The sequence below is a fragment of the Lysobacter sp. N42 genome (assembly GCF_004344885.1).
In genome coordinates this window covers 1-19,483 of sequence record NZ_SKFB01000050.1, presented here as the reverse complement: position 1 = coordinate 19,483, position 19,483 = coordinate 1, and the positions used below count along the sequence as shown (strand labels likewise).

Here is a 19,483-nt window from a genome sequence, read left to right as displayed (position 1 = left end):
ATCCGGCTCGAAAGCGACGCCAGGCCGGCGCCACGATGCCGCAATCCGGGCGGCAGAGCGGGTTGTTCAGACCTTCCCTAGCGCTTCCTTCCCGGCCCCTTCGGCTCGCCGTCGCGCCCGAACGCGGGCGGATAGTAGAAGTTGAGCGTCTTCAGCAGCGTGCCCCCGGTGTTTCGCACCTCGTGCCGCTCGCCCTTCTCGATGACGAGGAGGCGGCCGGGCTCCAGGGGAATGCGGCGCTTGTGGCCGGCCGCCTCGACGACGGCCACGCCGCGGCCATCGACGACGTAGAGCCACTGGTCGGCACCGCGATGGCGGTTGTCCTCGCCACCCTCGCTGTCGCCCGGCGCCAGCACCATCTCGGCGCACTGCGCGCGCCGCACCTCGAAGGCCACGCGGAAGCCTTCGCCGAACCGCAGTTTCCTGTGCCGCATTCGCCACCTCCGCGCGCAAGGCTGGCATGCAGGGCGTCGAGCCTCCATGAGAAGACCGCGGCGCGCACCGGTGCAGCATCGCCGGACCTGCCCCGCTCGCAGGCGAATTCCTCCGCCCCGCGCAGGTCCAGCGGCGGTCGCCTGCGTCAGCCCGGCTGGCCGTCGAAGCTCATGTGGCAGATGTTGAGCTTGTTGCCATCCAGGTCGCGGAAGTAGGCGGCATAGAAGCCCGGGAAGCGCTCGCCCGGCGCGCCCTCGTCCGTGCCGCCCAGCTCGAGCGCCTTCGCGTACAGCGCGTCGACCTGCGCGCGGTCCTTCGCCTCCAGCGCGACCATGGTGCCGTTGCCCACCGTCGCCGGCTGCTTGTTGAAGGGCACCGTGATGCCCAGGCCCGCGCCTTCCTTCGAGTTGCCGTAGGCGATGTAGTAGCCGGCTTCCTCCATCATGCGCCTGCCGCCGATGACGGCCAGCAGTTCATCGTAGAAGCGCGCGGCGCGGTCGAGATCGTTGGTGCCGAGGGTGGTGTAGGCGATCATCCTGGCGACTCCTCTGGGAATGCCGCGATGGTAGGCGCCGGGGCCGGACCGTGCACGGCCCCGCAGACAGGGCCGCAGGCGGCGACTATCCTCGCCCTGCTTCGAACCGGGGGATCGAATGAACGCCAATACCCAGCACGACATCGCCAAGCTCGTCCTGCGCGTCACGCTCGGCCTGCTGGTGCTCCTGCACGGCCTGGCCAAGCTCAACGGCGGCATGGCCGGCATCGTCGGCATGGTGGAAGCGCGCGGCTTCCCCGGCGCACTGGGCTACGGCGTGCTGCTGGGCGAGGTGGTCGGCCCGCTGATGCTGATCGCGGGCTTCCACGCGCGCATCGGCGCGGTGCTGGTCTTCGTCAACATGGTGTTCGCCATTCTGCTCGTGCACATGGGCGAGCTGGGCAGCTTCGGCCGCACCGGTGGCTGGGCACTGGAGCTGCAGGCCATGTACCTGGTGTCGGCGCTGGCGCTGGCGCTGCTCGGCCCGGGCCGCTTCTCGGTCAACGAGCGCTGACGTGCAACGCATCGAATTTCCGCTGGAAGGCGAGTACGTCGAACTCAACCAGCTGCTCAAGCTCGCCGGGCTCTGCGACAGTGGCGGCGCCGGCAAGCAGATCGTGGCCAGCGGCGCGGTCACCGTGGACGGCGACGTGGAGCTGCGCAAGACCTGCAAGATCCGCGCGGGCCAGCTGGTGCGCGTGGCCGACGTCGAGATCCACGTCGTCGCGCGCTGAACCTCGCGCATGAAAAAGGCGGCCACGGGGCCGCCTTTTTCCGTCGCATCGAGGCGCGGCTTACTTCAGCGCGTCCTTCAGCGCCTTGCCGGCCTTGAACGCGGCGTTCTTGGACGCCTCGATCGTGATCGTCTCGCCGGTCTTCGGGTTGCGGCCCTGGCGGGCGGCGCGGCTGCGTGCCTCGAACGTGCCGAAGCCGACCAGCGACACGCTGTCGCCCGCGGCGAGCGCCTCGGTGATCGACTCGACGGTGGCGTTCAACGCCTGCTCGGCCAGCGCCTTGGACAGGCCGGACTTGGCGGCGATGGCATCGACGAGCTGCGACTTGTTCATTGAAACCTTCCTGTAGAACCCGTAGCGGGCCGCGCATCCTAGCAGCGGCGGGCCTTCCGTGGGCGGCAGGCGGTCCGCCCGCGGCCGCGGGAACCGGCGATGCAGCCTTGCCGACACGGGCACGCGGGACGTGCAGGTGCTGCCAGCGGAACCCCCCTTCCGCCGCCGAACCCCGTGGCGCGGGGTTTGCAGCGTCTGGACACCTGGCCGCCCGGCACGACGTCCCCGCGGGAGCGCCGCCTCCGCGCCCCCCGCCCGCCATGAGCCGCCAGTGGCCCGGACGTGCCGAACCCAGGCACCGCCATCGGCCCAGGCGAAACGGATCACGAACGCCCGCGCGGCGTGGAACGCAATGCCGACCAACGGTAGGCCACCCGGCAGCGCGGCTGCCGCATCAGGCACTTGGCGTCGATCGACCGCTGCCGGGCGGCCCGCGGATGGGCCACGTCCACGCAGCGTGTACATCGGCTTCGCACGGCCTTTACAGCCGCTTGCGATCCTTGCGCCCGACGCCAGATCGCGTCCCCCATTCCCAAGAGGCACACCATGAACATTTCCAAGGCTCTCATCGCGATGTCGCTCGGCTTCGCCCTGGCGGCTTGCACCAACCAGCAGCAGGCCGAGGACTCGGCCGCCGAGGCCGCCGAGGCCGCGGGCGAGGCCCAGGAGGCTGCGAACAACGCCGCCGCCACGGGCGACGCCGCTGCCGCCGCCGCGGCGCAGGCCGCCGCCGACACCGCCGCTTCGGCCGCGCAGACCGCCGCCACCTCGGCCGACGCCGCTGCCACCGGTGGCGACGTGACGGCGCGTGACGACGCGGCCGACGCCGCCGAGCAGGCCGCCGACACGGCCGAGCAGGCCCAGGACGCGGCCGAGGAAGCCAACGCGGCGGCCGACGGCAAGAACAACACCGACGGCAAGTAAGTCGCGCCGGCCGCGCCCGCGCGGCAGCCACGACGGCAACGGAACGCCCCGGTCGCAGTGCGGCCGGGGCGTTCTTCTTCCCCTCCCCCTATCGAAGCAGCGGCTGCAGTGCAGGCCAGACGTGGCGGGCCAGCTTGGGCTGCGCGGCTTCGGTCGGATGCAGGTTGTCGCCCTGGAACGCGCCGCGGTCGAGCATGACCGGTTCCAGCAGGAAGGGCAGCAGCGCGACGCGATGCTGCTTGGACAGCTGCACGTAGGTATTGGCGAAGCCCTCGGTATAGGCGCGCCCGAGGTTGGGTGGCATGCGCATGCCCACCAGCAGCACCTTCGCGCCGGAGGCCTGCGAGAGCCGGATCATGCGATCGAGGTTGGCGCGCATGCGGTCGAGCGGAAGCCCGCGCAGGCCGTCGTTGGCACCGAGCTGGATCACCACGACCGCCGGTTTGACGCGCTGGAGCAGGCGCGGCAGCCGCGACACGCCGCCCGCCGTGGTTTCACCGCTCACGCTGGCGTTCACGACGGACCAGCCCGGATGCGAGCGGTCCAGCTGCGATGCGAGCAGGCTGACCCACCCCCTGGACGACGCCATGCCATAGGCGGCCGAGAGCGAGTCGCCCATCACCAGCACGACCTTCGGAGCCGCACGCGCCTGCGGCATGCGCCCGGTTCCGGCACTGGCCGCACCGGCCACGAGCGCGAGTGCCGCACCGAACAGGAGCGCCATGGCGAGGGCCATGACCTGCTGCAGTTGAAGTCGCATGCGCATGGCGGCATATGGGGAGTTCATCGCGTCCTCCGGCCGGACATCGGCCCTGCGGGAATCATCATGCTCGAAGCTGCCGTGAACTCCAGTCGAACGAATACGCCTGCGGCGACCGCGCGCCCTGCCCTCGCCGTGGAGTCGCTCGGCAAGCGCGTGATGCTGCCCGCGGGCGAGTTGGTGATCCTGGACGGCATCGGCTTTTCGATCCTGCCGGGCGAGACGGTCGCGATCGTGGGCGCATCCGGTTCCGGCAAGAGCACCCTGCTCTCGCTCCTGGCCGGGCTCGACACGCCGAGCTCGGGCCGCGTGCTGCTCGACGGCGAGGCGCTGTCGGGGCTGGACGAGGACGGACGTGCGCGCCTGCGCGGCGAGAAGGTCGGCTTCGTCTTCCAGAACTTCCAGCTGTTGCCTTCGCTCACCGCCATCGAGAACGTGATGCTGCCGCTGGAATTGCGCGGGGACCGCGACGCCGATGCGCCCGCACGCGGGATCCTGCGCCGCGTCGGGCTGGGCGAGCGCCTGGACCACTACCCGCGCCAGATCTCCGGAGGCGAGCAGCAACGCGTGGCCCTGGCACGCGCCTTCGTGACGCGCCCGGGCCTGCTGCTGGCCGACGAGCCGACCGGCAACCTCGACACGCGCACCGGCGCGGCGATCATCGAGCTGCTGTTTGAACTCAATGCGCAGGCAGGCACCACCCTCGTGCTGGTCACGCATGACGAGGCCCTGGCCGCGCGCTGCGGACGCACGCTGCGCCTGGACGCCGGCCGCCTCGTCGACGACCGGGCCACGCGCTGATGGCCACGCTCGGCCTGGCCTGGCGCCAGCTCCTGCGCGACCTGCGTGCAGGCGAGGTACGCATCCTCATCGCCGCACTCGTACTGGCGGTGGTGGCGGTGACGTCGGTGGGCTTCGTCACCGATCGCGCCGCGCGCGCGCTGGCGCTCGAGGCCAACCGCCTGCTCGGCGGGGACGCGGTGGTCCGCGGGGATTCGCCCGCGGCGGGGCCGCTGCTGGAGGCTTCGCGCGCCCCGGGCCTGCGCAGCGCCAGCACGCAGGAGCTCAACACCATGGCCAGCGTGGGCCAGGGCGAGTTGGCGCGCGTGCAGCTAGCCGAGCTTCGCGCGCTGGGCGAGGGATTTCCGCTGCGCGGCGCCTTCCGCCTGGTGGACGCGCAGGGCCGCGAAGCCGATGCGACCGGCATTCCCGAGCCCGGCACCGCGTGGATCAGCCGCAGCGGTGCCCAAGCCCTGGATGCAGGCATCGGCGACGTGATCGGCCTGGGCGAGTCGAGCTTCCGCATCGCCGCGCTGGTCACGCAGGAGCCGGACGCGGCCTTCGACTACTTCAACGTCGCCCCACGCGTGTTCATCCGCCTCGATGCGCTTCCTGCCACGGGGCTCGTGCAGGAGGGCAGCCGCATCCAGCACCGGCTCGTGGTCGCCGGAGAGGCCGGCGCGGTGGAGCGTTTCACCCGCATCGCGCGCAGCTCGCTCGCGCGCGGCCAGCGCATGGAGACGATCGGCGAGGCGCGGCCCGAGGTGCGCTCGGCGCTGGAGCGCGCGGGGCGCTTCCTGGGGCTGGCGGCGATGGTCTCGGTGACGCTCGCCGCGGTGGCCGTCGCGATGGCGGCACGCCGCCACAGCGAACGCCATCGCAACGGCGCGGCGGTGATGCGCTGCCTGGGCGCGACCCAGCGCCGGCTGGTGGGCATCCACGTGGGCGAGCTGCTGTTGCTGGGGCTCGCGGCAAGCCTGCTCGGCGTCGCCATCGCGTTCGTGCTGCAGTGGGGCGTCGGGCAATGGCTCTCGCAGCGCCTCGGCCTGTCCATTCCTCCCGCGGGCTGGTGGCCGGCGCTGCAGGGGCTCGCGCTCGGCCTGGTCGTGCTGCTGGCCTTCGGCGCGCCGCCGGTGCTCGCGCTGCGCCGCGTGCCCGCCCTGCGCGTGCTGCGGCGCGACCTCGACCCCGTCGAGCCGAGCGCCTGGCTGGTTGCGGCGCTGGGCCTGGGCGGGCTCGGCGCCCTGCTCTGGTGGAAGGCCGAGTCGCCGACGCTCGGCATCGCCATGCTGGCCGGCCTGGTCGGCACGTTGCTCGTGCTGGCCCTGCTCGCCTGGCTGCTGATCGCCACGGTGCGCATGCTGCGCGGACGGCTGCGCGGGCCGCTGCGCTACGGCCTTGCGAACGTGAGCCGCCGCGCGGGCAGCAGCATCGCGCAGGTCTGCGCCCTCGGCCTGGGCCTGATGGCGCTCCTGCTGCTCACCTTCGTGCGCACCGACCTCATCGACCGCTGGCAGACCTCGCTGGCCGAGAACGCGCCGAACCGCTTCATCATCAACGTGCAGGACGACCAGCTCGAGGACGTGCGCGGCTTCATCCGCGGCGAGGGCGTGGAGCCGCCCGTGCTGTTCCCGATGATCCGTGCTCGCCTGACCGCGAAGAACGGCGAGGCGGTGTCCGCCGGGCAGTACGGCGAGCAACGCGCGCGGCGCATGGCCGAGCGCGAGTTCAACCTGTCGATGGCCGAGCGCTTCGGTGACGACAACCGCATCACGGCAGGCCGCATGTGGCACGGCAGGCCCGCATCGCCCGAGCTGTCGGTGGAGAAGGACTTCGCCGACCGCCTGGGCTGGAAGATCGGGGACCGCATCACCTTCGACGTCGCCGGCGAGCCCTTCACCGGCCGCATCACCTCGCTGCGCGAGGTGGACTGGGAGAGCTTCCGCCCGAACTTCTTCGTGGTCGCCTCTCCCGGCGCGCTGGACGGGTTCGCGGCCAGCTGGATCACCGCCGTGCACGTGCCGCCGGCGCAGGCGCGCTTCACCGCGCGCCTGGTGGAACGGTTCCCGAACCTCACCGTGATCGACGTCGACGCGGTGCTTGCGCAGGTGCGTGCAACCGGCGACCAGGTGTCCACCGTGGTGCAGGTCGTGTTCTGGTTCTCGCTGGCCGCCGGCCTGCTGGTGCTGATGGCCGCGGTCACGGCGAGCCAGGACGAGCGCCTGCTGGAGGGCGCGGTGATGCGCGTGCTCGGCGCCCGGCGCGGGCAGTTGCGCGCGGCGCAGGCGTCGGAGTTCGTCGTGGTGGGGCTGCTGTCGGGGCTGGTCGCCGCGATCGCGGCCTCGATCCTTGCGGGCGTGGTCGCGGTGCGCGTGTTCGAGCTGGACTGGCGCCCGGACTGGGCACTGGCTGCCGCCGGCGCCGCGCTCGGAACCCTGGCGGCGGTGCTGGCCGGCCTGTTCGCGACGCGCCGCATCCTCGATGCGCCGCCCTCGGTGACCCTGCGCGAGCTTCAGGACTGAGCGGTGGGCACCCGCCCGTCGCGGCGGGCGAGCGCGTCCGCCACCACCACCGCATCCCGCCCGCGTGCCGTCGCCCGCGCGCTGAGGCCGATGGTGAGCACGAGCGACGTCGAGAACGCCGAGAGGTCGATGTCGGCCACGCCCAGGTCGCGGGCGCCGGCGACGGCCGAGGCCAGCAGCGCCCGGTCGTAGACGATCTCGAACGTGCCATCGTCGTGGCGGTAGGCGTGCAGGTGCATCGATCCTCCGCTAGGTCTGCCCACGTCCCCGACAGCCGGCACGGACGATCCGGCGGGCCGCGCTGCGAGGCGACCCCGGTCAGGGACGCGGGGTCGCCGGCCTCGCGGGAGCCTGCATCCGGGCGGGCGCCGGATGCGCGACGGAGAGCCGTCGCCCGGGCACGCTGCGCCCGGGGTGGTTACCTGCACGTGACGCCGGCGTAAACAAAAACCCCGGGGAGCGCCCGGGGCTGGAGAGGAAAGACAGCAACAACGGTTGCAGCTGACCACGAGGCGAGCATGCACGGGAAGTCGTGAGTCGTTCGTGACGGACGGGGCAAGCGCCCACCGGGCCGCCGGTTCCGTGACGGCGCGCAGTAAAAAGCCCCGGTCGTGCCGGGGCGTTCAGGCGTGGATCGCGGCGTACCTGTGCACCGGTCGCGCCGGAGGCCGCTATCGGTGCCGGAGCTTTGCTTGTTCGGCGGCCGCGGCCAGACTGCGAGGGCCCGCGTTAACCGCGCATGAGTCCGACCGGCGAACGCGTCGTCCGCGTGCCGCAGGCGCACCGGATGCAGCGGCGTGCTGCAATCGCCGCATGGACGCCCGCGCACTCATCCATCTCGCGCTGCATGCCCTCGTCCCGCTGGCGATCGCGCTGGCCTTCCACCGGCCACGGTGGAAGCGCGCCTGGCTATGGATGCTGGCAGGCTGGCTGATCGACATCGATCACCTGCTCGCCGATCCCGTCTACGTGCCCGATCGCTGCAGCATCGGCTTCCACCCGTTGCATACCGCGCCTGCCGCCGCCGCGTACGTGCTGCTCCTGCTGCCCAGCAAGACCCGCCTCCTCGCCATCGGCCTCCTGGTGCATCTGGGTCTGGACGCACTGGACTGCGCGTGGATGCGCATGGGCTGAAACCCACGGCCGCTTGGCGTGGCCGTGACCCACGGCCGCCTACGTTCGGTTCGACCCCGAACGAGACGCCCCCATGCTGGCCACGACGTATCGTCGCCCGTACAAGGTTCGCGCCGAGCAGGTGCCGGACCCGAAGATCGAGCACCCCCACGACGCCATCGTGCGCGTCACCCGCACCTGCATCTGCGGCTCCGACCTGCACCTCTACCATGGCCTGGTGCCCGATACGCGCGTGGGCACGATCTTCGGCCACGAGTTCTGCGGGATCGTCGAGCAGGTGGGCAGCTCGGTGCAGAACCTGAAGGTGGGCGACCACGTGCTGGTGCCCTTCAACATCGCCTGCGGCAGCTGCTACTTCTGCCAGCGCGAGCTCTACGGCAACTGCCACAACACCAATCCCGAGGCGACCGCCGTGGGCGGCATCTTCGGCTATTCGCACACCACGGGCGGCTACCACGGCGGCCAGGCCGAGTACGTGCGCGTGCCGTTCGCCGACATCGGGCCGACGAAGATCCCCGAGGGCATGCATATCGAGGACGCGGTGCTGCCCACCGACGTGGTGCCCACGGGCTACCAGGCCGCGGAGATGGGCGACATCAAGGAGGGCGATACCGTCGTCGTCTTCGGCGCCGGCCCGGTCGGCATCCTCGCCGCGCGCTGCAGCTGGCTGATGGGCGCAGGCCGCGTGATCGTGGTCGACCACGTCGACTACCGCCTGGACTTCGTCGCGAAGTGGGCGCCGGCCGAGACGATCAACTTCAAGGAGATCGACGACATGGTGCTGCACCTGAAGAAGATCACCGACTGGCTTGGCCCGGACGTGTGCATCGACGCGGTGGGCGGCGAGGCCGACGGCTCGCTCTGGCAGTCGATCACCGGCGTGCGCATGAAGCTGCAGGCCGGCGAGGCCGACGGCTCGCTCTGGCAATCCATCACCGGCGTGCGCATGAAGCTGCAGGCCGGCGCGGCCACCGCCGCGCAGTGGGCGATCAACTCGGTGCGCAAGGGCGGCAACATCTCCCTCGTCGGCGTCTACGGCCCCACGGTGAACGCGGTGCCGCTGGGCAACGTGGTCAACAAGGGCCTGACCATCCGCGCCAACCAGGCCAGCGTGAAGCGCCACCTGCCGCGGCTGATCGAGCACGTGATGGCCGGCCGCATCAAGCCCCGCGAGATCATCACCCACCGCGTGCCGCTGGAGGACGTGGAGGAGGCCTACAACATCTTCTCGGGCAAGAAGGAGGGCTGCATCAAGCCGCTGCTCATCCCGCCGGGAACCGCCGACATCGCCGAGGTGCCCGTCGCCTCGCCGCACGTGCATTGAGGACGACGACATGACCTTCGACCGATCGCAGATCCCCGGCTGGGGCGCCGACCTCGACCGCAAGAACCGCCCCGCCGTGCCGATGGAGCGCATGCCGCCGCGCGATGACGATGCGCACTGGGAGATTCCCGAAGCGCAGACCCCCACCGTCGAGGTGCTGCACTCCAACGAACGCCCGGGCCTGACCCCGGTGTTCGGCACCGCCGTGCCGCCGTCGGGCCTGTCGGGGAAGATCCGGCGCGCCGCGTTCCGCCACAGCGAAGGCCGCCTGCGGCACTGGATGATGCTGCTGATGGCCGACCGGGTGAACGTCGTCGAGGGCATGGTGGCGGACTTCTCCCGGAACCGCCGCACCCATTCGCTCGCGCTCGTCGGAGCAGCCGCCATCGTGCTGGCATGGTGGCTGGCCCGCGACTGACCGCGCGAAGGCAGCGTCGCGCTGGATGAGACGCAGGGGGCGACAATGCCCCGACGCCCGCCCGACCCGCCGCCCGTGTCCGTCGCCGAAGTCCCCCGCGCCAGCAGCCACGACCTGAGCGTCGCCCTCAAGCTCGCGCATCCGATGCCCGAGTACGTCGTGCTGTTCGAAGTGCCCGAGAGCACCGGCACGCACTACGGTTCGCGTGCGGACGCGCTGGTGATCTCGACCTATCCCTCGCGCGGCTTCGAGATCTGCGGTTTCGAGTTCAAGACCGCGCGTGGCGACTGGCTGGGCGAGCTGAAGAATCCCGCCAAGGCCGACCGCATCGCCCGCTACTGCGACCGCTGGTGCGTGTTCGCGCCCAGCGGCGTGGTGCGCGAAGGCGAGTTGCCCGTGGGCTGGGGCCTGTGGGAACTGCTGCCGGGCGGCACCGTCCGCCGCAGCGTGCAGCCGGCCACGCGCGAGCCCGAGCCCATGCCGCGCGCCTTCGTCGCCTCGCTGCTGCGGGCCCGTGCGAAGCTCGAGCCGGAGGACCACGTCGCGCTGGTCGCGCACCACCGCCGCGAATGGGAAAAGCAGCAGCAGGCCCGCGAGGTCGCCCCGCCGCTGCCCTTCCACGACGCCGCCCGCGTCGATGCGGGCCTGCGCAAGCTCGAGGCGATCCGCGAGGCCACGGGGATCGACCTGCTCGACTTCACCCCCACCCGCCGCTGGATCGAGCGCCTGAAGCTGGTCGACAGCCCGCGCCTGTTCCACCAGCTGCGGCTGCTGCGCGACCTGTTCGGCGACGACGAGCTGCGCGCTCGGGTCGAGCGCGCCTGCGAAGATGGCGCATGCGACCAACCCGGCCCGGCGCGCAGGAACGGGGCCGCGCCGCCCGGGTGAAGCGCTTCAACGCGCCTCGCATTCCCGTCGCGAGCGCTTCCGCTCGTACATCGCGGCGTCCGCGCGCGCGACGAGCGACGCGGCGTCCTCGTCGCCCGCCATTACCACGCCGACACTGGCGCCCGCGTAGTCGAGCACCTCGCCCGCGACCCTGTAGCGCCCGCGCGTGGCCGCCTCGAGGTGGCCCGCCAGCGCATCGAGCGCGCGGGTGGCGGCCTCCGCGGCAATGGGTGCGAGCACGACGAATTCGTCGCCGCCGACGCGCGCGACGAAATCGCCCGCGCGGCAACCGCCCTCGATCGCCCGCGCCAAGTGCACGAGGAGCTCGTCGCCCGCGCCATGGCCGAGCCGGTCGTTGATCGCCTTCAGGCCGTCGAGGTCGACGTAGGCCACCGCGAGCGACGACCCGTCGCGCCGGCAGCGCGCGAGCATGCGCGCCAGTTCCTCGTCGAACGCGCGCCGGTTCGGCAGGCGCGTCAGCGCATCGGTGCACGCGGTCTGCGCGAGCATCTCGTTAGCCGCCTGCAGCCGTTGCAGCAGGCGCTCGCGCTCGACATGCCGTGCGATCAGGCATGCGAACAAGTCGAGTACCCTGTCGGCGCCGTCGGGCATGCTGGCACGGGTGCCGCTCGCGGCGCAGAGCGTGCCGTAGACCTCGCCGTCGTCCAGGCGCACCGGGGTGCTGACGTAGGTCGCGATGCCGAGCGCGCGCGCGGCGTCCGAATCGCCCCAGCATCCCGCGACGTCGTCCGTGTACATGCGCCCTTCGTCGAGCGCGCGCTTGCACAGGGTGTCCGACCACGGCACCACAATGCCCTCGGGGATCTCGAGGCTGCGCGTATTGCGCGCATACAGCACGTGCTGCACGCCCTCGTCGAAGTCGATCCGCGTGAGGTAGGTGGATTCGAGGCCCGTTACCGCTTCGAGCAGTTCGAGAAGCGGGCGCGTGAGCGACTGGAGGCTGTCAGCTTGCGCGACCGAATCGGCCAGCCTGGCGAGGATGGGGTCCATCGCGCGACGATAGCGGATGGGATCGCGCCGCGGGAGGCGGCGCCGCGGATCGAGCGGAGCATCAGTCGGCTAGCCGGGCGTCGTATCCGGCACCGCGCCGCAGGCGGATCGGTCCCTCGGCGTGGGCGACGTCGTCCGGCGCGATCTCACGCGCCCCTTGCGTCACCCGGATGCGACGCGCCCGCGCGAGCGATGCCGCCACATCCCGCACGCGCGGCATCGAGGCGCGCCAGTCGCCGCCGAGGGCGCGGGCGGCTTCCGACGGGCAGATGGACGCCTCCGGGGCCCGCTTCGACAGCAGGCCGACGATCGCGCGCTCGATGTCGCGATCGTCCGGCATGGCTCAGCGCGCGAGCATCGGCAGCTTGAGCCCCTGCTCCACCGCGCACTGCTGCGCGATGTCGTAGCCCGCATCGGCGTGGCGCATGACGCCGGTGCCGGGGTCGTTCCAGAGCACGCGCGCGAGCCGGCGGTCGGCGGCCTCGCTGCCGTCGCAGACGATCACCACGCCCGAGTGCTGCGAGTAGCCCATGCCGACGCCGCCGCCATGGTGCAGCGAGACCCAGGTCGCGCCGCCGGCGACGTTGAGCATGGCGTTGAGCAGCGGCCAGTCGGAGACGGCGTCGGAGCCGTCCTTCATCGCCTCGGTCTCGCGGTTGGGCGAGGCGACCGAGCCGCTGTCGAGGTGGTCGCGGCCGATCACGACGGGCGCGTTGAGCTCGCCGTTGCGCACCATCTCGTTGAAGGCGAGCGCCAGGCGGTGGCGCTGGCCCAGGCCCACCCAGCAGATGCGCGCCGGCAGGCCCTGGAAGGCGATGCGCTCGCGCGCCATGTCCAGCCAGCGATGCAGGTGCGGGTCGTCGGGGATCAGTTCCTTGACCTTCGCGTCCGTCCGGTAGATGTCCTCCGGATCGCCCGAGAGCGCGACCCAGCGGAACGGGCCGACGCCGCGGCAGAACAGCGGGCGCACGTAGGCCGGCACGAAGCCCGGGAAGTCGAAGGCATCCGTGCAGCCTTCGTCGAAGGCCATCTGGCGGATGTTGTTGCCGTAGTCGAAGGTCGGGATGCCCTGGCGCTTGAACGCGAGCATCGCCTCGACGTGCACGCGCATCGACTTCTTCGCCTCGTCGCGCACGCGCACCGGGTCGCTCTTCTGCGTGTCGAGCCACTGCTCGACCGTCCAGCCGATCGGCAAGTAGCCGTGCACGGGATCGTGCGCACTGGTCTGGTCGGTCACCGCATCGGGGCGCACACCGCGGCGCACGAGTTCGGGCAGCACTTCGGCCGCGTTGCCGAGCAGCGCGATCGACTTCGCCTCGCCGGCCTGCGTGTACTTTGCGATGCGCGCCAGCGCGTCGTCGAGATCGGTGGCCTGCTCGTCGACATAGCGCGTGCGCAGGCGGAAGTCGATGCGCGACTGCTGGCATTCGATGTTGAGCGAGCAGGCACCGGCGAGCGTGGCCGCCAACGGCTGCGCGCCGCCCATGCCGCCCAGGCCCGCGGTGAGGATCCACTTGCCGGTGAGGTCGCCGCCGTAGTGCTGGCGGCCCATCTCGACGAAGGTCTCGTACGTGCCCTGCACGATGCCCTGCGAGCCGATGTAGATCCACGAGCCGGCCGTCATCTGGCCGTACATCATCAGGCCCTTGCGGTCGAGCTCGTTGAAGTGCTCCCACGTGGCCCAGTGCGGCACGAGGTTCGAGTTGGCGAGCAGCACGCGCGGCGCGTCGGGATGCGTGGGAAAGATGCCGACCGGCTTGCCCGACTGCACCAGCAGCGTCTCGTCGTCGCCGAGTTCGCGCAGCGACTGCAGGATCGCGTCGAAGCATTCCCAGTCGCGCGCGGCGCGGCCGATGCCGCCGTAGACCACCAGTTCGGCCGGGTTCTCGGCCACGTCGGGATCCAGGTTGTTCTGGATCATGCGGTACGCGGCCTCGGTCAGCCACGACCTGCAGGTCTTCTCGCTGCCGCGCGGGGCGCGGATGACGCGGGAGGGATCGACTCGGGTGGACATCCTGTGCGGCTCCTTGATGCGAGCCGCGGATTATCGCAGGCCGAAACGACGACGCCCGGCGCGGGGCCGGGCGTCGCAGGCGGGAGGCGCCAATCAGCGGATGGAGACGTCGAGCGCGCGCAGGGCGTCGGCGATGTTCACGTAGCCCGTGCGGTCAAGGTCCTCGCGGGTCCAGACGCGGCCGGCGAAGGCGCTGCAGCGGCGCTCGCCCCGGCGCGCGCGGATGTGGGTGCCGGTTTCCTTCAGGCAGTGGCGGTCGACCTTGCGGTCGGCCTCGCGCGCGGCCTCGGCGGCGGACGCGGCGGGCTGCGGGCCGGCCGGCGCGGGTTCCTGCGCCATCGCGGGCGCGGCGGTGGCCAGCAGGACGGTCAGCAGGATCGGTGAGATGCGCATGGTCGTGGCTCCCGTGGGACCGGTCCACGATACGCCTCCCGCGGCGCATGGCGCACGACCGCCCGGCGCCGCGCGCGGGCTGTTCAGGACCGGCTTAGGCCGCCCGGGTGGCGGGGCGCGTCGACCGCGTCGACGCCGCCCGAATCGCGCGACCGGCTGTCATCCCCAGCGGCTAAAGTCGCCGCGTCGCCCGAAGTCCGCCAGCCTGCCGTGATCCAACGCGTCGCCCTGCTGCTGCTCGTCCTGCTCGCCAGCGCCTGCTCCAGCCTCCACCCCGCCCCGCCGCCCCGCACGCTCGTGCTGGTCTCGCTCGACGGCTTCCGCCCGCAGGACCTCGGCCACGGCATGACGCCGACCCTCGACGCGCTCGCCCGCGGCGGCGTGACCAGCGAAGCGATGCGGCCCTCGTATCCGTCCCTCACCTTCCCCAACCACTACACGCTGGTGACCGGGCTGCGGCCGGACCGCCACGGCATCGTCCACAACACCATGCACGACCCGGTGCTGGGCGCGTTCCACACCGGCGATGCGGCCGCGGTGGGCGACGCGCGCTGGTGGGGCGGCGAGCCGCTCTGGGTGACCGCGGAGAAGGCCGGGCTGCGCACGGCGACGATGTTCTGGCCCGGCAGCTCGGCCGCGATCGGCGGCGTGCGCCCGTCGGAATGGCGCGAGTACGACGAGTCGCTCAGCGGCGAACGGCGCGTGGATACGGTGCTTGAGTGGCTGGGGCGTCCTGCCCGCGCGCGGCCGCGGCTGGTCACCCTGTACTTCGAGGCGCTGGACGAGGCCGCCCACGACCACGGCCCGGCCTCGCCCGAGGCGCAGGCCGCGACCCGCGCCCTCGACGGCCACCTGGCGCGCCTGCTGCACGGCCTGGACGCACTGGGGCTTCGCGACCAGGTGGACCTGGTCGTCGTGTCCGACCACGGGATGGCGGAGGTCGCGCACGGCCGGGTGGTGGACGTCGACCGCCTGGCGCCGCCGGACCTGGTGCGACGGGTGACCTGGGGCCAGCTCATCGGCCTGCAGCCGCTGCCCGGGCGCGAGGCCGAGGCGGTGCGCGTGCTGGTCGGCCGCCACGCGCACCACGAATGCTGGACGCGCGAGACGCTGCCGGCCCGCTGGCATTACGGCCGCCATCCGCGCGTGCCGGCCATCGTCTGCCAGATGGATGCCGGCTGGGACGCGGAAACGGCCGAGCGCATCGCCCGGCGCGGCGGCTACGCGGCGCCGCGCGGCTCGCATGGCTACGACCCGGCCCACCCTTCGATGGCCGCGCTCTTCATCGCCGCCGGCCCTTCGTTCCGCGCAGGCACCCGCCTGCCCGCATTCGACAACGTGGACCTTTACCCCATGCTCGCGCGCCTGCTGGGCCTCGTTCCGCAGCCGCACGACGGCGACCCCGCGACCCTGGCGCCCGCGCTGCGCTGAGCGCTCACATGCCCCGGAAGCGCTGCATGAACGCGGCGCTGACCGGCAACCGCTCGTCGCGGCCCTTGAGCTGCAGCAGGTGGCGCCCGAGCTCGTCGCGGCGCAGGCGGTCGATCGCCGCCACGCGCACCACGCAGCCGCGGTGCACCTGCCAGAACGCGTCCGGGTCCAGCCCCGCCGCGATCTCCTTCAGCGGCATGCGGATCAGCGCCTCGTCGGTGGCGGTGACCACCCGCACGTACTTGTCCTGCGCCTGGAAGTAGACGACCTCGTCGATGCCGATCAGGCGCACGCTGTCGCCGATGCCGGCGGTGATCCAGCGCACCTCGCGCTCCCCGCGCGGGCGCAGCGCGGCTTCCAGCGCGTCGATGGCCGCGGTGGGCGCGGCCTGGCCCAGCCGCGCGCGCACGCGCTCCACCGCCTGCGCGAGGCGGTCCGCGGCGATGGGCTTGAGCAGGTAGTCCACCGCGCCGGCCTCGAAGGCACACACGGCGTAGTCGTCGAACGCGGTGGTGAACACCACGTGCCCGCCGCAGGCCGCCACGGTGCGTGCGACGTCGAGCCCGCCCACGCCGGGCATGCGGATGTCGAGGAAGGCGACCTGCGGGCGGTGCAGCGCGACCGCCTCGAGCGCGGCGATGCCGTCCTCGCAGGCCACGACACGCAGCTCGGGCCAGGCCTGCGCGAGCATGGCGACCAGCGCCTCGCGCTGGGGCGCCTCGTCCTCGGCGAGGATCGCGCGGGGCGCGTCGCTCATGGGCATTCCATCGGCAGCTCGATCGCCGCCAGTGTGCCGCCGCCCGCGCGCCCCTGCAGCGTGAACGAGGCCTGCCCGCCGTAGCGCGCGCGCAGCTGGCCGCGCACGTTCTCCAGCCCCAGCCCGCCGCCGTGGGCACCGGGGCGCAGGCCGGCGCCGTCGTCCTCCACCTCCACGCGCAGGCGGTCCGCGACACGGAACGCGCGCAGGACGACCCGACCCGGGCCCGGCCTGGGCTCCGCCCCGTGCTTGACCGCGTTCTCGACCAGCGTGATCAGCAGCAGCGGCGGGAACGGCGCGTCGCGCAGCGCGGCGTCCATCTCCACCGCATGCGTGATGCGCCCGCCGCTGCGCAGGCGCATGACGTCGAGGTAGTGGGTGCACAGGTCCACCTGGTCGCCCAGCGTACTGTCCAGCGCGACGGCGTCGCCGCGCAGGCGCGGGAGGCTGGCGCGCAGGTAGGCCACCAGCGCATCCAGCGTCTCCTCCGCCTGCGCGGGGCGCTCGCGCAGCAGCGCGCGCACCGCGGCCAGCGTGTTGAACAGGAAATGCGGCTCGACCTGCGCCTGCAGCACGCCCAGCTTCAGCTCGGCGGCGCGGCGTGTCTCGTTGGCCTGCTCCAGCGCCCGGCGGTGCTCGCTCTCCTCGCGCCTGCGCTGCTCGCCGAAGTAGGCGCGAAGCGCGAGCCCGCCGCCGAACAGCCCGTAGATCACCAGCACCACCACGATGTTGACGGTGAGCGCGGCGGCCTGTTCCAGCGGCGGCGCGGCGGCCATGCGATCGCGGATGGCGCGCGGGCTGGCCGCGACCGACGGACCGACGCGCGGCCCGACCGCGCGCACCGGGCCGTGCATCGCCGCCTCGACGCGCTGCTCGATGTGCCCCGAGGCCCACCTGTCCGCGAAGTAGCTGGCGACCACGCCCAGCAGGATGGCCAGCACCACCGCGGCCCGCTCGCGCCGTTGCGGCCAGCGTCGGTGGCGCACCCAGGTGGCCAGCGCCGGGCCGGCGGTCGCCATGGCCATGAAGGCGGCGAAGCTGAGCACGCCGACCAGCGCGCCGGTGGCGTAGTCGCGCGTGGAGAAGCCGATGCCCAGCGCGCTCACCAGCGCGAAGGCGCCGATGGCCGCGCCGAACAGCAGCGTGCGGCCGGCCAGCCAGCGCAGGCCGAACACCGGGTACTGGCGGTAGCGCGTCCAGGGCAGGCCGCCGCCGTCCACCACGTCCGCCGGCAGCCGCGACATGAGCGACGGCGCGGCGCTCATGGCACGCGCTCCCCGCGCAGCACCTGCCCGCCCTGGCGCAGCGCCACCGCGGTCACCCTGCCGTCGCCTCCGCGTTCGAAGCGCAGCTCGGCGCCGACCGCATCGGCCACGAAGACGTCGTGCTCCACCGCATCGAGCGCGATCGCCGGCTGGCCGGTGCCCTGCACGTGCAGGCGTCCGCCGTCCACGGTGAAGGCGAGCTCGAACCCCGGCGCGAGCGGATAGCGGCCGACATAGTCCGCCAGCCGCCCGGCCGGCACGTCGTACCGCGCCGCGGAGCCCGCCTCCGTGTCCACCCGCCGCGCGCTCATCACGCCGCCGCCCTGCATCCAGCGCAGGGCGTAGCGACCGTCGGGCTGTCGCTGCGGGGTCATCAGCGCGTCGAAGTCGAGCGGATGGAAGTCGCCGGCATCGTCGTGGCCGAAGCGGAACGCGGGCTGGCCCGCCGCCTGCCCCCAGAGCGCGCCGTCCTGCTGCCACAGCCGCACCGCCAGGCCGTTGTCGAACCGGTAGTGGCCTTCGAGCGCGGCGAGCAGCGCAGGCGCCGGTGCGATGACGCGGCGCGCCTTCGGCGCCGGCATGGAGCGATCGAGCAGGTGCATGCCCAGCGGCCCGAGCCCGCCCAGCGCATTGAGCGAGGTGTCGGACAGGATCACGACGCCGCGCCGCGTGCCGGGCACGAAGGCCACCAGCGACGAGAAGCCGCCCGTTCCGCCTTCGTGCGCGACCAGGGTGCCGCCGTCGCGCCAGGGCTGGAGCATCCAGTTCATGCCGACGTTGCCGGGCGTGGCCGGCGTGGCGACGGGCATGCGCGTGGCGGCCAGCGCCGCGTCCAGCCGCGCATCGCCGCTGCCGTCGAGCTGGGCCTGCACGAAGCGCACCATGTCGTCCAGCGTCGCACGCACGCCGCCCACGCCCGACAGCTGCGGGTGGAAGGTCCACGGCGCGGTGGGCCGTCCGGTCGAGAGATGGCCCTGCGCGGCGGTGACGCCCGCCGGGGGCGTCGCGACGTGCGCGCCAAGCATGCCGGCCGGCTGGAAGAGCCGCGCGCGCAGCTGCGTCTCGATGTCGGCATCGCCCAGGCGCGAGACCACGAGCGAGAGCAGCATCATCGCGAAATTCGAATACTCGAAGCGCGTGCCCGGCGCGCGGTGGAGCGTGGTCTTCGACAGCGCATCCAGCAGCGCCGCCGGCTCCAGCCCCGCGTAGGGATCGGACGTGTCCGCCGGCGTCAGGCCCGCCGGCAGTGCGGGCAGGCCGGAGGTGTGCGTGACCAGGTGGCGCAACCGGATCGGCTCGCCGCCGAACTCCGGCATGCGCGTGCCGGGCAGGTGGCGGGCGAGCGGGTCCTCCAGCGATGCGCGCCCCTCTGCGATGTGCAGCGCGAGCAGCGTGGCCGTCATCGGTTTGGTGACCGAGCCGATCTCGAACGCGGTCGCCGGGCCGATCCGCCCCGCCTGCGCGGGGTCGGCGCACTCGAAGGCGTGTTCGACGCGATCGCCGTCGATGCGTGCGACGGCCAGGCAGGCACCGGTGCGGTCGCCGTCGATGCGTGCGCGCACGGCCTGCGCGAGGCCGGCGGGCGCGGCCTCCTGCGCGGCGGCGGGAAGCGCGGCGGCGAACACGAGGGCGAGAAGGGTCTTGCGCGGCATGGGCGTCCTCCGGTCTGGGTGGGTGCTTGGAGGCTGCACGCCGCGCGGGCCCGGCGTGCGGCCGTGCGACGAAGCCCGCCGGGCGCGTCGCCAACCCCGCGCCGAAACGCGCGAGCCACAGCCCGCCGCGCGTGTCGACGGCAATGCCGTGCACGGGGCCCGCGTCCACGCCG

General features: G+C 72.7%; 22 protein-coding genes. 10 read left to right on the top strand and 12 right to left on the bottom strand.

The annotated features are described in order from the left end of the window. Window positions 1–77: 77 nt before the first annotated feature. Both EYQ95_RS23940 and EYQ95_RS23935 read right to left on the bottom strand, forming a co-directional pair. The gene (locus tag EYQ95_RS23940) at window positions 78–434 is read right to left on the bottom strand and encodes a cupin domain-containing protein (protein ID WP_132331350.1); all 357 of its coding nucleotides are present in this window, start codon (window positions 432–434) and stop codon (window positions 78–80) included. A 146-nt stretch (window positions 435–580) separates the two neighbouring features. Beyond that, window positions 581–970, bottom strand: a complete 390-nt coding sequence (locus EYQ95_RS23935; protein WP_132331348.1) for a VOC family protein — start codon at window positions 968–970, stop codon at window positions 581–583. Between the two features lie 118 nt (window positions 971–1,088). On the opposite strand from EYQ95_RS23935, the gene EYQ95_RS23930 reads away from it, so the two are divergent. Both EYQ95_RS23930 and EYQ95_RS23925 read left to right on the top strand, forming a co-directional pair. Beyond that, window positions 1,089–1,484 carry a DoxX family protein gene (locus EYQ95_RS23930; protein ID WP_132331346.1) on the top strand — a complete coding sequence of 132 codons (396 nt, stop codon included), beginning with the start codon at window positions 1,089–1,091 and terminating at the stop codon, window positions 1,482–1,484. Window position 1,485: 1 nt separating this feature from the next. Next, window positions 1,486–1,704 (top strand): RNA-binding S4 domain-containing protein, encoded by a 219-nt coding sequence (locus EYQ95_RS23925; protein ID WP_132331344.1) that lies wholly within the window; start codon window positions 1,486–1,488, stop codon window positions 1,702–1,704. 60 nt (window positions 1,705–1,764) lie between these two features. Here the strand turns inward: EYQ95_RS23925 and EYQ95_RS23920 are convergent, their stop codons facing one another. Continuing rightward, the gene (locus tag EYQ95_RS23920) at window positions 1,765–2,037 is read right to left on the bottom strand and encodes an HU family DNA-binding protein (RefSeq protein WP_132331342.1); all 273 of its coding nucleotides are present in this window, start codon (window positions 2,035–2,037) and stop codon (window positions 1,765–1,767) included. Window positions 2,038–2,583: 546 nt separating this feature from the next. Here EYQ95_RS23920 and EYQ95_RS23915 point away from each other — a divergent pair. Beyond that, window positions 2,584–2,961 carry a hypothetical protein gene (locus EYQ95_RS23915; RefSeq protein WP_132331340.1) on the top strand — a complete coding sequence of 126 codons (378 nt, stop codon included), beginning with the start codon at window positions 2,584–2,586 and terminating at the stop codon, window positions 2,959–2,961. Window positions 2,962–3,049: 88 nt separating this feature from the next. Here EYQ95_RS23915 and EYQ95_RS23910 read toward each other — a convergent pair whose 3' ends face one another. Next, the gene (locus EYQ95_RS23910) at window positions 3,050–3,748 is read right to left on the bottom strand and encodes an arylesterase (RefSeq protein WP_132331338.1); all 699 of its coding nucleotides are present in this window, start codon (window positions 3,746–3,748) and stop codon (window positions 3,050–3,052) included. A 132-nt stretch (window positions 3,749–3,880) separates the two neighbouring features. On the opposite strand from EYQ95_RS23910, the gene EYQ95_RS23905 reads away from it, so the two are divergent. Further along, window positions 3,881–4,522 (top strand): ABC transporter ATP-binding protein, encoded by a 642-nt coding sequence (locus tag EYQ95_RS23905; RefSeq protein ID WP_305792182.1) that lies wholly within the window; start codon window positions 3,881–3,883, stop codon window positions 4,520–4,522. Further along, window positions 4,522–7,023 (top strand): ABC transporter permease, encoded by a 2,502-nt coding sequence (locus EYQ95_RS23900; RefSeq protein ID WP_132331334.1) that lies wholly within the window; start codon window positions 4,522–4,524, stop codon window positions 7,021–7,023. The genes EYQ95_RS23905 and EYQ95_RS23900 overlap by 1 nt, the downstream gene beginning before the upstream one ends. Here the strand turns inward: EYQ95_RS23900 and EYQ95_RS23895 are convergent. Next, window positions 7,014–7,262 (bottom strand): hypothetical protein, encoded by a 249-nt coding sequence (locus EYQ95_RS23895; protein ID WP_132331332.1) that lies wholly within the window; start codon window positions 7,260–7,262, stop codon window positions 7,014–7,016. The two genes, EYQ95_RS23900 and EYQ95_RS23895, sit on opposite strands and share 10 nt — an antisense overlap. 574 nt (window positions 7,263–7,836) lie before the next feature. Between EYQ95_RS23895 and EYQ95_RS23890 the strand changes: the two genes are divergently transcribed. From EYQ95_RS23890 to EYQ95_RS23875, 4 genes are all read left to right on the top strand, one after another. Then, on the top strand, window positions 7,837–8,157 hold the full coding sequence (locus EYQ95_RS23890) for a DUF6122 family protein (RefSeq protein ID WP_132331330.1): 321 nt from the start codon (window positions 7,837–7,839) through the stop codon (window positions 8,155–8,157). A 73-nt stretch (window positions 8,158–8,230) separates the two neighbouring features. Then, window positions 8,231–9,481, top strand: coding sequence for a zinc-dependent alcohol dehydrogenase (locus tag EYQ95_RS23885; RefSeq protein ID WP_132331328.1), 1,251 nt, complete (start codon window positions 8,231–8,233; stop codon window positions 9,479–9,481). A gap of 10 nt (window positions 9,482–9,491) precedes the next feature. After that, complete coding sequence (locus EYQ95_RS23880; protein ID WP_132331326.1) at window positions 9,492–9,899, top strand: hypothetical protein; 408 nt, start codon at window positions 9,492–9,494, stop codon at window positions 9,897–9,899. Window positions 9,900–9,974: 75 nt separating this feature from the next. Then, window positions 9,975–10,787: a hypothetical protein gene (locus EYQ95_RS23875; RefSeq protein WP_132331324.1), complete on the top strand. Its 813-nt coding sequence runs from the start codon at window positions 9,975–9,977 to the stop codon at window positions 10,785–10,787. Window positions 10,788–10,793: 6 nt separating this feature from the next. On the opposite strand, the gene EYQ95_RS23870 is transcribed toward EYQ95_RS23875, so the two are convergent. The 4 genes from EYQ95_RS23870 to EYQ95_RS23855 form a co-directional block, all read right to left on the bottom strand. Continuing rightward, a complete protein-coding gene (locus EYQ95_RS23870; RefSeq protein ID WP_132331322.1) occupies window positions 10,794–11,798 on the bottom strand; it encodes a diguanylate cyclase in 1,005 nt (334 codons plus the stop codon). Between the two features lie 61 nt (window positions 11,799–11,859). Continuing rightward, on the bottom strand, window positions 11,860–12,138 hold the full coding sequence (locus tag EYQ95_RS23865) for a DUF3253 domain-containing protein (RefSeq protein ID WP_132331320.1): 279 nt from the start codon (window positions 12,136–12,138) through the stop codon (window positions 11,860–11,862). A gap of 3 nt (window positions 12,139–12,141) precedes the next feature. Continuing rightward, window positions 12,142–13,812 (bottom strand): urocanate hydratase, encoded by a 1,671-nt coding sequence (gene hutU / locus EYQ95_RS23860; protein ID WP_132331318.1) that lies wholly within the window; start codon window positions 13,810–13,812, stop codon window positions 12,142–12,144. Window positions 13,813–13,905: 93 nt separating this feature from the next. Beyond that, complete coding sequence (locus EYQ95_RS23855; protein WP_132331316.1) at window positions 13,906–14,205, bottom strand: hypothetical protein; 300 nt, start codon at window positions 14,203–14,205, stop codon at window positions 13,906–13,908. A 210-nt stretch (window positions 14,206–14,415) separates the two neighbouring features. Between EYQ95_RS23855 and EYQ95_RS23850 the strand changes: the two genes are divergently transcribed. Next, complete coding sequence (locus EYQ95_RS23850) at window positions 14,416–15,636, top strand: ectonucleotide pyrophosphatase/phosphodiesterase (protein WP_132331314.1); 1,221 nt, start codon at window positions 14,416–14,418, stop codon at window positions 15,634–15,636. A gap of 4 nt (window positions 15,637–15,640) precedes the next feature. On the opposite strand, the gene EYQ95_RS23845 is transcribed toward EYQ95_RS23850, so the two are convergent. The 3 genes from EYQ95_RS23845 to EYQ95_RS23835 are packed head-to-tail and all read right to left on the bottom strand — an operon-like array spanning window position 15,641 to window position 19,310. Next, entirely contained in the window at window positions 15,641–16,393 is a 753-nt protein-coding gene (locus EYQ95_RS23845) for a LytTR family DNA-binding domain-containing protein (protein WP_132331312.1), read from the bottom strand. Further along, a complete protein-coding gene (locus EYQ95_RS23840; protein ID WP_132331310.1) occupies window positions 16,390–17,658 on the bottom strand; it encodes a sensor histidine kinase in 1,269 nt (422 codons plus the stop codon). Before EYQ95_RS23840 ends, EYQ95_RS23845 begins: the two co-directional genes overlap by 4 nt. After that, window positions 17,655–19,310: a serine hydrolase gene (locus tag EYQ95_RS23835; protein WP_132331308.1), complete on the bottom strand. Its 1,656-nt coding sequence runs from the start codon at window positions 19,308–19,310 to the stop codon at window positions 17,655–17,657. The genes EYQ95_RS23840 and EYQ95_RS23835 overlap by 4 nt, the downstream gene beginning before the upstream one ends. Between the last annotated feature and the right edge of the window lie 173 nt (window positions 19,311–19,483).